Annotated in this window: 14 protein-coding genes; 13 read left to right on the top strand and 1 reads right to left on the bottom strand. The window is 29.0% G+C overall.

All coding sequences use genetic code 11. The annotated features are described in order from the left end of the window. The first annotated feature begins 13 nt into the window (after nucleotides 1-13). From ric to RR409_RS19820, 4 genes are all read left to right on the top strand, one after another. On the top strand, nucleotides 14-712 hold the full coding sequence (gene ric, locus RR409_RS19835; RefSeq protein WP_332559515.1) for an iron-sulfur cluster repair di-iron protein: 699 nt from the start codon (nucleotides 14-16) through the stop codon (nucleotides 710-712). Between the two features lie 531 nt (nucleotides 713-1,243). Continuing rightward, nucleotides 1,244-1,561 carry a thioredoxin gene (gene trxA / locus RR409_RS19830; protein WP_332559514.1) on the top strand — a complete coding sequence of 106 codons (318 nt, stop codon included), beginning with the start codon at nucleotides 1,244-1,246 and terminating at the stop codon, nucleotides 1,559-1,561. 24 nt (nucleotides 1,562-1,585) lie between these two features. Further along, nucleotides 1,586-2,131 carry a glutathione peroxidase gene (locus RR409_RS19825; protein WP_332559513.1) on the top strand — a complete coding sequence of 182 codons (546 nt, stop codon included), beginning with the start codon at nucleotides 1,586-1,588 and terminating at the stop codon, nucleotides 2,129-2,131. A gap of 332 nt (nucleotides 2,132-2,463) precedes the next feature. Continuing rightward, nucleotides 2,464-2,907: a MarR family transcriptional regulator gene (locus RR409_RS19820; protein ID WP_332559512.1), complete on the top strand. Its 444-nt coding sequence runs from the start codon at nucleotides 2,464-2,466 to the stop codon at nucleotides 2,905-2,907. 356 nt (nucleotides 2,908-3,263) lie between these two features. Here RR409_RS19820 and RR409_RS19815 read toward each other — a convergent pair whose 3' ends face one another. Further along, a complete protein-coding gene (locus tag RR409_RS19815; protein ID WP_332559511.1) occupies nucleotides 3,264-3,998 on the bottom strand; it encodes an MBL fold metallo-hydrolase in 735 nt (244 codons plus the stop codon). Nucleotides 3,999-4,359: 361 nt separating this feature from the next. On the opposite strand from RR409_RS19815, the gene RR409_RS19810 reads away from it, so the two are divergent. The 9 genes from RR409_RS19810 to RR409_RS19770 all read left to right on the top strand — a co-directional run bounded on the left by RR409_RS19810 (nucleotide 4,360) and on the right by RR409_RS19770 (nucleotide 10,696). Next, entirely contained in the window at nucleotides 4,360-4,740 is a 381-nt protein-coding gene (locus RR409_RS19810; protein ID WP_332559510.1) for a VOC family protein, read from the top strand. 290 nt (nucleotides 4,741-5,030) lie between these two features. Beyond that, nucleotides 5,031-5,759, top strand: coding sequence for a DUF421 domain-containing protein (locus RR409_RS19805; protein WP_332559509.1), 729 nt, complete (start codon nucleotides 5,031-5,033; stop codon nucleotides 5,757-5,759). A gap of 137 nt (nucleotides 5,760-5,896) precedes the next feature. Further along, on the top strand, nucleotides 5,897-6,262 hold the full coding sequence (locus RR409_RS19800) for a DUF4363 family protein (protein ID WP_332559508.1): 366 nt from the start codon (nucleotides 5,897-5,899) through the stop codon (nucleotides 6,260-6,262). A gap of 178 nt (nucleotides 6,263-6,440) precedes the next feature. Next, nucleotides 6,441-7,262, top strand: coding sequence for a metallophosphoesterase (locus RR409_RS19795; RefSeq protein ID WP_332559507.1), 822 nt, complete (start codon nucleotides 6,441-6,443; stop codon nucleotides 7,260-7,262). Nucleotides 7,263-7,418: 156 nt separating this feature from the next. After that, complete coding sequence (locus tag RR409_RS19790; RefSeq protein ID WP_332559506.1) at nucleotides 7,419-7,574, top strand: hypothetical protein; 156 nt, start codon at nucleotides 7,419-7,421, stop codon at nucleotides 7,572-7,574. A gap of 48 nt (nucleotides 7,575-7,622) precedes the next feature. Beyond that, nucleotides 7,623-8,150 (top strand): GNAT family N-acetyltransferase, encoded by a 528-nt coding sequence (locus tag RR409_RS19785; protein ID WP_332559505.1) that lies wholly within the window; start codon nucleotides 7,623-7,625, stop codon nucleotides 8,148-8,150. An 87-nt stretch (nucleotides 8,151-8,237) separates the two neighbouring features. Next, on the top strand, nucleotides 8,238-9,041 hold the full coding sequence (gene nudC, locus RR409_RS19780; protein WP_332559504.1) for an NAD(+) diphosphatase: 804 nt from the start codon (nucleotides 8,238-8,240) through the stop codon (nucleotides 9,039-9,041). 309 nt (nucleotides 9,042-9,350) lie between these two features. Further along, nucleotides 9,351-10,130, top strand: coding sequence for a 4Fe-4S binding protein (locus tag RR409_RS19775; RefSeq protein WP_332559503.1), 780 nt, complete (start codon nucleotides 9,351-9,353; stop codon nucleotides 10,128-10,130). Continuing rightward, complete coding sequence (locus RR409_RS19770; RefSeq protein WP_332559502.1) at nucleotides 10,082-10,696, top strand: TetR/AcrR family transcriptional regulator; 615 nt, start codon at nucleotides 10,082-10,084, stop codon at nucleotides 10,694-10,696. The genes RR409_RS19775 and RR409_RS19770 overlap by 49 nt, the downstream gene beginning before the upstream one ends. Nucleotides 10,697-11,075 lie beyond the last annotated feature (379 nt).

The following is an 11,075-nucleotide window of genomic DNA, read 5'->3' as shown; positions in this document are numbered from 1 at the left end:
GGAGGTTACTAATATGGAAAGAATAATTAATATAAATCAAAAGCTTGGAGAAGTTGTTTCAATTTTCCCAGGATCAAGTGAATTATTTAATGAGCTAAAAATAGATTATTGCTGTGGAGGACATGATAGCTTAGGAGCAGCTTTAAAAGAAAAAGGATTAAACTCAGATGTAATTGTAGAGAAATTAAATGAGGAGTATGACAAATTTATAAAGTCAAACGCTGAATATAGGGATTGGAGAAAAGAAAAACCAACAGTATTAATGAAGCATATTGAGCAAACACATCATGATTTTACTAAAAAAGAGCTTAGAGAAATAGATGCATTATTATTTAAGGTTTTAAAAGTTCATTTCAGTCATCATAGTGAAGAACTATTGAAGGTGCATAGATTATTTGGAGCACTTAAAATTGAACTTGAAGAACATTTAATAAAAGAAGAAGAAAACTTATTCCCACTTATTAGAGCATATGAGAAAACTAATGATGAAAAATATAAAGAAGGTATTAAAAAGTTTATCAAAGAAACAGAAGATGAGCATGATGCTGCTGGAGATATATTAAAGGAAATGGAACAAATCACAGGAGATTTTAAAGCACCAGAAGGAGCTTGCACAACTTTTAAACTTGTATATGATAAAATTCATAATCTAGAAAAAGATTTATTTATTCATATATATTTAGAAAATAGTGTATTATTTAAAATGATTTAAGGAATTTATAGAAATGGTATTAATTTAATAATTTATTTTTTGTCATACTATAATACAGAACTTGGTAAAAGTAAAGTTGTCAATTTAAAATATTTCTTAAATGATGAAGATATCTTTAGCAACTTCAACTATAATGTAATCTATAAGAAAAATAAAAATAATATAAACACTCTACCCCCATAAAAACTGCTGACTATTTTTGTTAGCAGTTTTTTATTTGTTTATTTAGCTTTTCAAAGTTTAAATGAGTCTATTGTACCGAGGAAAGTATTTTAAAAACTAAAATTTTATAATTACTATTGACTTGGTTTTAATAGAATGGTATATTATGAGTATAACAAATTGCATACAATTAAATTTAATTCAATCATTATTTAGTGTTAGAATTATACTAATTTAAATCAAAATATAGTTGCTTTTAATTTTAAGTATATTAAATGTTAAGAATAGAGCTAAGAGCTTGTTGGAAACAATGAAATCTAGGCTAAATGAATTTATATAAGAATAATACAATTAATAGGAGGGTTATACATGGTAAAAGAAATAAATGATATGAGTTTTGATCAAGTTATATCAGTAGAGGATAAATTAGTGTTGGTGGATTTTTGGGCTCCTTGGTGTGGAAACTGTGAAATGATTGCTCCCAGAGTAGATGAAATTTCAGAGGAGTTATCAGATAAAATAGATTTCTATAAGATAAATGTAGATGATAACAAAAAGAATCTTTCTAAGTATAGAATAATGGGTATACCTGCATTAATGATTTTCAAAAAAGGAGAGTTAGTAGACCGCATCGTAGGTGATAAACCAAAGGAAGAGATTATTGAAATATTAGAAAAACATATATAAAATAAATTTTTTAGGGGGATTATTATGAATGTTTATGATTTTAAAGTTAAAAGTATTGAGGGAGAAGACGTATCTCTAGAGAAATATAAAGGTAAGGTACTAATAATTGTTAATACAGCAAGTAAATGTGGATTTACTCCACAGTATGGAGATTTGCAAAAATTATATGAACTATATAAAGATAAAGGATTAGAAATATTAGGTTTCCCTTGTAATCAATTTGCAGAGCAAGAGCCAGGAAATAATAGTGAGGTTAAAAGTTTTTGTTCACTAAATTATGGTGTAGACTTCCCAATGTTTGAGAAAATAGATGTGAGGGGTAAAGAAGCTCATCCATTATTTAGATATTTAACTGAGAGTACTTCATTTAAAGGATTTGATCTTAGTCATGCAAGTGGAAAAATACTTAACGCTTTTTTACAAGAAAATTATCCAGATTATTTAATGGGTAACTCTATAAAATGGAACTTTACAAAGCTCTTAATTGACAGAGATGGAAATATTGTAGAAAGATTTGAACCAACAACAGAACCTATGGATATGAAAGCTGATATTGAGAAACTATTATAATTTAACCGGAATTTTAGAAGTTTAAGTAGCTTGTAAAAGCTCATAAAATTAATTTGTAAAATATATAAGAGGATTATAAGATTATATATTTTTATAATTGCAGCTTTGTATTATCTATGGCATAAGTTGCTCTAGTAAATAATATAATGAAACTTCAGCATTTTAAGTAAGGACTATTAATTCTTCCTTCAATTTAAAAGGAGAGTTAATAGTCTTTATCTATTAGTAAACCCATGATAAAATCATATTATGGTTAAAATATAAAATATGAAGTATTATAATATAAAAAAGATATAAACCTAATAAAAAAAGCAACAAAAGGAGTAACATATATGGACTATGAACTTTTAAAATTAGATAATCAATTATGTTTTGCGCTTTATGCCTGTTCAAGAGAAGTTACTAAGCTTTATAAACCTTTTTTAGACGAAATTGGTTTGACATATACACAGTATATAACTCTTCTAGTGCTATGGGAAAAGGATAATATAACAGTAAAGGAACTTGGAAGTAAACTTCATCTGGATTCAGGAACTCTTACTCCATTATTAAAGAAAATAGAAAACATGGGGCTAGTAACAAGAATTAGGGATAAAGAAGATGAACGTAATGTTTATGTAAAGCTTACTGATTACGGAAATAAGATGAAAGATAAGGCTGTAGAAATACCATTTAAACTTTTTTGTAGTACAGGTATTTCAGCGGAGGAAGCAGTTCTTTTAAAAGATAAATTAAGAGGTATGTTAAACACCTTGGAGAATACAATTACAAAGTAATTGTATTCTCGTAATAATATAACAGAATAACTTGATAAACAAGTTAACTGTTTATGCTCAAATTTGTATTTAAAGAAAATTGTGCTCAATCTTTATAGAAAAAAATGCTTAAACTAGAAATAATAACTTGTTAAATATAGTAAGTGAGTGTTGAATTTTCTACTATAAGAAGTTGAAGAAAATTAATGTATTTTTCTTGGGGTAATGAGAATGTTTAATTTGTCCAATGACTACGTAAGGATAACCCTCAAACTTATGATGCTTTGAGGGTTATCCTTACAGAAGTTATTTTAAAATTATATAGCAAGTTTTATTAAAAAAGGTCAAAGTATTCTTAATCGAAAATAATATTGGAACTAAGATTTAAACATTATTTCTTGTCCATTTGTGGTTATTACTGCTGAAGATATATTAAGTTCCTTGATTTTTTCACTAAAGAATCTTGTTACAGAAGTTTCATCACCAAAATGCATGGGTATAAATAGTTTGGGTTGAAGTTCTTTTGAAAAATACTCTCCACCAATATAATAAGATTCCTCAAGTCTTGGATCTACAGGGAAAAAGGCAATATCAATATACGCTTCATGAGCTTTAATTTTTTCTATATGTTGTTTAAAAGATACTTCAGCTAGCTTTTGTTCCTCTAGAGAATCTTCCTTCCAATGCCACCAGTTAAGGTCTCCTGCATGAAAAATAACAAGTTCATCTACTTTCACAAGAAATGATATCCCTATGTCTGTAGAACCATAGGCTCTTATAGTTATATCATCAATCCTCTTTTCATCTCCCTCAGATATTCTAATATAGGTACAATGACTTTCTTCAATGTCTATATCACTACTTAACACATATTTAATTTCGGGATTATATTGTTGCCACTTAAAAATTGCTGGATTAAAATGGTCTCCATGGCTATGTGATGAAAATACATACATATTCTTCTTTAATTTAATATTATCAGGAGATAAAATATTCTTAATTAGTTTGTTACTAGGATTTTTATAATAATCAAGAACTAAGAAATGGTTAGTAGTTTCAATTGCAAAGCCACTGTGATATAAATAATGTATTTTAGCTTTAATTTCACTCATTTTTTGCCTCCGTCATAAATTTATTTTATAATGAAATCATATCATAAAACTAAAAAGTTTAACTATAAAAACTAATACAATAGGTGTTTTTGTGTATGCTTAAAATTAATATATAGGCAATGAAAATATCGAATAATATACCTTTAATATTCACTTTAAACATAAATATATTAGTTTTGCTCGGTAGCTTTTGGTTATTCATTTAATTATCATATAAGTAACTTTAAGCACCAATAAGCTAACTATAAGTTTCAAAGACATATTTTTTTTATGTGATTAAACTTAAGAACTTCAGGTTTTACTAATAGTTTTTACATAGTGTATACTATATATAAGAGTTTATTGAAAAGGAGTAATTTGCATGAAGTTTACTTTCAATCATTATAATTTTAATGTATTAGATTTAGAAAAAAGTATAAAATTCTATAAAGAAGCCCTAGGTTTTGTGGAGGCTAGAAGATACAATGCTCCAGATGACAGTTTTGTTCTAGTATATATGGGAGATGAAACCACTGGATTTACACTAGAACTAACATGGCTTAAAGATAGAAAAGAGCCATATAATTTAGGAGAAAGTGAATTCCATCTAGCTGTAGTTACAGATGATTTTGATGCTGCCTATGAGAACCATAAAGAAATGGGATGTATTTGCTTTGAAAATAAAGGTATGGGAATATATTTTATAATGGACCCAGATGGATATTGGATAGAAATAGTGCCAACTAAACATGATTTAAACTAAAGGAAAATAAGAAAAAATCTTAGGAAAAGATCTATTATTAACCCCCGTATTTTTAATATGGGGGTTAATTTTATTCAAGTATTAAATATTTAATATAAATGTACCATTTGTAGACTAGTGTAAAAACCTTAAATAACATTATCCTTCAGCAGGTAAATTATTATTTAATAGGGCTCTGATAATAAATAAAAAGATTTCCCATATGTATTTCTTCTATTTATACATAATTAAAAGAAAATTGTGGAAGCTAAGTAAGAGCGATATTCAGTATTAAAGAAAGGAACAATGACATGAATGAGGGGTTAGTGGTTTTAGTTAGAGGAGTTATTGGTTTTTTTACACTTCTAATTTTTGCAAGGATTTTAGGTAAGCAACAGATCAGTCAATTAGATTTTTTTGACTATGTTTTAGGGATAACTATAGGGTCCATAGCAGCAACTCTAACTACAGATTTATCTAGTAGAGCGTGGCCTCATTGGGTTGGTTTATTAACTTGGGCAGCTCTTGGATATCTTATGGAGATTATAACAAATAAATGGATTTATATAGGGAAATATATCGATGGTGAACCCACTGTGGTAATCATGAATGGGAAAATCATGGAGAGTGCACTAAAAAAAATGAAATTCAGGGCTGCGGATTTATTGCAAATGCTAAGGAATAAGGATGTTTTTGACTTAAATCAAGTGGAATATGCAATTATTGAACCTAATGGACAACTTTCTGTACTTAAAAAATCTGAATATCAGCCGTTGACACCAAAGGATATGAATAAGAAAGTACCATCAGCATCAATAAGCAGAGAGCTGGTATATAATGGAGTAGTTTTTCATCAAAATTTGCAAGAGATTGGGAAAGATGAAAGATGGTTGATGAAGGAACTTAAAAAACATGATGTAAAACAATTATCAGAAGTTTTTCTTGTTCTAATAGATGAAAATGGCGTTTTTTATATAGATAAATATAAGGATCATATAAAAAACATGATAGATACGGGCGACTATAAGGGTCCTTATTAATAATAAATTATGTAATTTTAGTCAAAGACATGGAAGTGGAGTAAACGCTAGCAAAAAATTCTTTAATCTAGAGGAATCCAATTTGGAAAGGATTAGTGAATACACTTTCTCCTAAAGGAGTTTTAAAGGAGGTAGTTATGAGAAAGTTTTTATTAGTATCAATTCCTATTTTTTCAATAATCATCTTTATAGCTATTATGCTTAGTGGAAACTATCTAAAGAAAACCACAGTAAATGACAACAATTTTCCAAAACTTATAAAAGTAGTAACTGAGGATATACAGAATGAAAGATGGAAAGAGGCTGAAGGACATGCTGAAGAACTTCATAGCATCTATAATAAGATTATTAATAGGATTCAATTCAGTTCAGAAAGAGATGAAATAAATGCAATAAATGTGAGTTTAGCTAGAGTTGAAGGAGCTATAATATCTCGTAATAAAGTTCTTGCAATTGATGGATTATTTGAAGCTTACGAACATTGGAACCAGCTTGGCAATTAGGATTTAGATTTATGATTAAGATAGTACTGTTAGGTACTATTTTTATTTTCGGCTAATTTACGTAAAAAGTGATAAAAAAGAGAATAAAAGGAATTATATGGTATAATTTAATTAATGATGCATAGATAAAGTTGTGAGGAATAATCACAATTAAGGAATAATAATGGAGTTGGTATCTATGAAAAATAAGAAAAAAATATTAATATTACTAATCGTAATTATTTCTTTAGGTTTATTTTTTTATGGTGAAAATAATTTTATTTCTATCAACAAAATAAATGTAGTTTCAAATAAGTTACCAGAGAATTTTATGGGATATAGAATTGTTCATTTATCAGATTTACATAATAAATCCTTTAGGAAAAATGGAGTTAATCTTGTTAAAAAGGTTAAAAAGTTAAACCCAGATATTATCGTTTTTACTGGAGATATTATAGATAGTAGATGCTACAATGAAGAAATAAGTTTAACTATTATGAGACAAATGGTTGAAGTTGCACCTATATATTATGTCACAGGTAATCATGAATGGGCTTCCCAAAAATTCAATGCATTAGAGAAAAGTCTAAAAGAAATTGGAATAAAGGTAATTAGAAATAGCAATCAAACCATAGTTAAAGATGACGAAGAAGTTTATATTTTAGGTATAGATGACCCACTAAATCAGCCCATAAATAGCTCCATCAAAGCTTCTATGGGAAAACTCAGCAAAGATAGTTTCAAAATACTATTGAGTCATAGACCTGAATATATATCACTGTACAGTAAATATAGAGTAGATCTAGTTTTCTCAGGACATGCGCATGGAGGGCAAATAAGGCTACCATTTATAGGTGGTTTAATAGCTCCTGGCCAAGGGATCTTGCCTAAATATACTAGTGGTAAGTATACATTAGATAATACTACCATGGTAGTAAGCAGAGGGCTTGGTAATAGTATTTTTCCACAGAGGGTTTTCAATAGACCAGAAATTATAGAGGTGACTTTATTAAGGAACTAGCATTGAGAGGATGGGAACGAGAAGCTTTACTGATGATAACCATTTTTTAGTTAATTATAATAATTACAAAATGAAAGATAAAAAAGGTAATGAAGAACTTATTTTAAAAATTAAGAACAAAGAGTTTGATTAATAATTGTAATTGGAGGGGATAAAATGGAGAAGAAAAAAGAAATAGTTAAGAAAGGTATTGGATTTGGTTCATGCCTAGCTATGGTGATTTCCTTTACTACTTGGAAATCCATAGGCTGGGCTATTATTCATGGAATCTTTGGCTGGCTATATGTACTATACTTTATTATTAAATATTAGAACTGGCATATTTAAGGAATGAATGTCCATTTCACAGGAGGTTAAGAAGTGATTTTTAAAATTAGACCAATACGAATTGAGGATGCAAAGTACATTCATGAAATGAGAACTATGGATGGGGTTAGAGAAAACATAATGGGAATAACTAGTGAGAGAATTACTAGAGCAGAAGAATTTATAAATAATCTTACAGAAGAGCAGCATGTGTTTGTGGCTGAAGTTGAGTATGAAGGCATAAAAAGAGTTGTGGGTACAGTGGGGTTAACCGTAAATAAATCACCAAGGTTGAGACATTCAGCTTCAATTGGCATAATGGTTCATAGAGATTATCAAGAAATGGGTATTGGGCGATCACTGCTTAAGAAGGTTATTGATGTTTCAGATAATTGGCTAATGCTTGTGAGATTAGAATTGGGTGTTTTTGTAGACAATGAGAGGGCAATTAACCTATATAAATCTTTAGGATTTGAAATTGAAGGTACTAAAAAGTATGCAACTATTAGAAATGGGAAATATGAAGATGAGTATCTAATGGCTAGATACAATCTTCCATTAGACAGACTTAATGAAGATTAATTTATAAATTCTCATTAAAAATTCTCTTAAATAATAGTATAATGGGATTTATAAAGTACTTAAGCTAAAGAAAGAAGGGACAAAAGAATGAATTCAGGTTCATCATTAAATAATAACTCAATATTTTGGTTTGCTTTTCGTGGAAACGAATTATTAGTTGAAATAAAGAATAATAAAGCTACTATTCCTAATGTTGAAGATTTATCTTTACTAAATCTTAATCTTATAAGAAAACAAGATCTAGGAGAGAAAGAAAACAATCATTACTATTGTGCAGAACTATCTAGTGAAGCAGTGGCGCCAGAGTGTATGGAGTTTATGGAACTAAGGCAACTATTTGGGTTAGTAGATGAGGAGTTTTTCATGTTAGCTGGTCGCGCAATCCAAATTATTGCTTGGGACAAAACACACCAATTTTGTGGCCAATGTGGGGAGACTACACATAAGTTGCCTAGTGAATTTGGAAAAGTTTGTTCTAAGTGTGGACTTATAAATTACCCAAGAATATCACCAGCTATAATCGTAGCAGTAACAAAAGATGACAAAATTCTTTTGGCTAAAAATGCAAAAGCTACATTTAACAGGTATAGTGTACTTGCAGGATTCGTAGAGCCGGGTGAAACTTTAGAGCAGTGTGTGGCAAGGGAGGTTATGGAAGAAGTTAGTATAAAAGTAAAGAATATTAAATACTTTGGTAGTCAGCCATGGCCATTTCCAAATTCTCTAATGATTGGATTTACGGCTGAATATGATAGTGGTGAAATCAATGTAGACAAGAATGAGATAGCAGAAGCATCATGGTTTGGGGCAAATAACATGCCCGAAATACCAGGTTCCATGAGTATTGCTAGAAAACTTATAGATTGGTACGTGGAATCAAATAGAAAGTAACAAGGAGGGGATGGCATTTATGCCATCCTTTTTCATGTATGCTAATTGGTGTTTTAGTAGATGAAATTATTGAAATTTTGAATAACTTGGCAAAATATAGAGGGTGAAATTAATTTAAGATAGTAAATATGATTCCTGATAGGATTTATTGAATGGATTAACAATAGTTACAAAGTCTATACAAAAATTTGGAAATCACAAATATTAATGTTCAGATAAGCATTAGTATTTATTAAAAACATCATTGACTGACCGTCAGTCAATAATGTACAATTAAATTAGAGTATTAAATTTTTAGTGAGGATTACTATGAAAAATAAGAGAAGATTTATGTTGTTTTTTATGTTTTTACTTTTACCAATAACTCTAAACTATTTTTCACCATATATTATTATTGATGGTCTTATCAATAAAGTAATATCTGGAGCGTTTTTAATATGGACAATTATGTTCATTACTTCTTTATTTGTGGGGAGAGCCTTTTGTTCATATATATGCCCTTACGGAGGTCTTCAAATGGTGATGGATAGAGCTATGGAGAAGCCCCTAAAAGAAGTTAAGTTTTTAAGAGGTTTTAAGTATAGTTTAGGAGTAATATGGCTATGCATTATTTTGTTTTTTCTTATGATAAGTTTGGGAGAGTTGAAATTTAATCCGCTTTATCTTACAGAAAACATAATATCAGTAGATGAGACCATGAAAGTTATAGGATACTATGTAATAGTAGTGGGTATCGGATTATTTCCTATGATTTTTGGTAAAAGAGGGAGTTGTCATTATATTTGTCCAATGAGTATTATAAATATTATTGGAACAAAACTTAGTGACAGACTTAATCTTCCAGCTTTAAGACTTTCATCGAATTCAAGTAAGTGTGAAGGGTGCAATAAGTGTACAACGGCTTGTCCTATGAGCCTTAAAGTTATGGATGCAGTTAGAAGTGGGAATATAAATAAAACAGAATGTATACTTTGCGGAGAATGTACAAAGGCTTGTAGAAACAATGCAATATTAAGAGTATATGGAAGAGGGAATAACTTATGTCAAGACAAGTCAAAACACCAGAGGAACGTAGAAAAGAACTTATGATGGTAGCTTATGAGCTTTTTATGGTTAATGGATATGAAGAAACTTCTGTAAATTCCATTGTTGAAAAAGTAAAGGTTGCAAAGGGAACCTTTTATCATTATTTTAAATCTAAGGAAGATATTCTAGAAGCCATATTGACCTCCTCTATGGAGAAGTTTTCTAAGAATTTATCAGTATTAGTAGAGAATCTGAATATAAACCCTTGGGAGAAGTTATCTAAAATCATAAGTAAGATAACCTTTCCTCAGTATAATGAAAAACAGCTAGCTAATAATATACCTGATAGAAAACATAATACCCTCCATATGGCAATGGAAAATAAGTTTTACGAAGTTTTTTATCCTATAATTTTAAGTGTAATAAAAGATGGGATAGAGAAAAAAGAATTTAATATATCTTACCCTGAAGAAATAACAGAAGTTTTAATTAAGGGAATTCAAGGATTTATGCATAACCATATACCTAATATGAAGGATCCTGAATATGCAATGAAAAAAATAAAAGCATTAGAAGAGTTATTCACAAAAGTATTAGGAAATAGTCATAAAGAATTTAAATTTATGTGAGGTACTAAGATGAATATTAATATATTAATAGCTAAGGAGCCGTAGATGAAACTCTAGTAATAAATAGTGATAATTAAATCCTCAAGTCTAGCTTATGCTTGGATTGAAAGCATTAAAGTCTCTAATAGTTTATTAATAAGCAACTAAAATAAATGTAAATTTCAAAAACAATATACGAACAAATGTTTGATAACGTATAAATGTTATGTTATAATTATCTTAAAGCTTTGTGTTGAGAGGTGTTAAAAATGTATGATAACTTTCTAAAGACATCTTTAAATGAGCATAAGATAGTTACAATAATGTATGTAAAAGGTAATGAAATAACTCAAAGGAATATCAAAGTACTAAAGATAAATGATAATGATATAGAAGCCTT

It is taken from the genome of Clostridium sp. (genome assembly GCF_036642255.1).
In the GTDB taxonomy this organism is placed as follows: Bacteria; Bacillota; Clostridia; order Clostridiales; family Clostridiaceae; genus Clostridium_J.
Note: the sequence above shows the minus strand (reverse complement) of the source record. Positions and strands in the feature narration are given on the sequence as shown.

Excerpts from the sequence above, each read along its gene's own strand:
- ric (WP_332559515.1), top strand. The coding sequence starts at position 14 with ATGGAAAGAATAATTAATATAAATCAAAAGCTTGGAGAAGTTGTTTCA.
- trxA (WP_332559514.1), top strand. The coding sequence starts at position 1,244 with ATGGTAAAAGAAATAAATGATATGAGTTTTGATCAAGTTATATCAGTA.
- RR409_RS19825 (WP_332559513.1), top strand. The coding sequence starts at position 1,586 with ATGAATGTTTATGATTTTAAAGTTAAAAGTATTGAGGGAGAAGACGTA.
- RR409_RS19820 (WP_332559512.1), top strand. The coding sequence starts at position 2,464 with ATGGACTATGAACTTTTAAAATTAGATAATCAATTATGTTTTGCGCTT.
- RR409_RS19815 (WP_332559511.1), bottom strand. The coding sequence starts at position 3,998 with ATGAGTGAAATTAAAGCTAAAATACATTATTTATATCACAGTGGCTTT.
- RR409_RS19810 (WP_332559510.1), top strand. The coding sequence starts at position 4,360 with ATGAAGTTTACTTTCAATCATTATAATTTTAATGTATTAGATTTAGAA.
- RR409_RS19805 (WP_332559509.1), top strand. The coding sequence starts at position 5,031 with ATGAATGAGGGGTTAGTGGTTTTAGTTAGAGGAGTTATTGGTTTTTTT.
- RR409_RS19800 (WP_332559508.1), top strand. The coding sequence starts at position 5,897 with ATGAGAAAGTTTTTATTAGTATCAATTCCTATTTTTTCAATAATCATC.
- RR409_RS19795 (WP_332559507.1), top strand. The coding sequence starts at position 6,441 with ATGAAAAATAAGAAAAAAATATTAATATTACTAATCGTAATTATTTCT.
- RR409_RS19790 (WP_332559506.1), top strand. The coding sequence starts at position 7,419 with ATGGAGAAGAAAAAAGAAATAGTTAAGAAAGGTATTGGATTTGGTTCA.
- nudC (WP_332559504.1), top strand. The coding sequence starts at position 8,238 with ATGAATTCAGGTTCATCATTAAATAATAACTCAATATTTTGGTTTGCT.
- RR409_RS19775 (WP_332559503.1), top strand. The coding sequence starts at position 9,351 with ATGAAAAATAAGAGAAGATTTATGTTGTTTTTTATGTTTTTACTTTTA.
- RR409_RS19770 (WP_332559502.1), top strand. The coding sequence starts at position 10,082 with ATGTCAAGACAAGTCAAAACACCAGAGGAACGTAGAAAAGAACTTATG.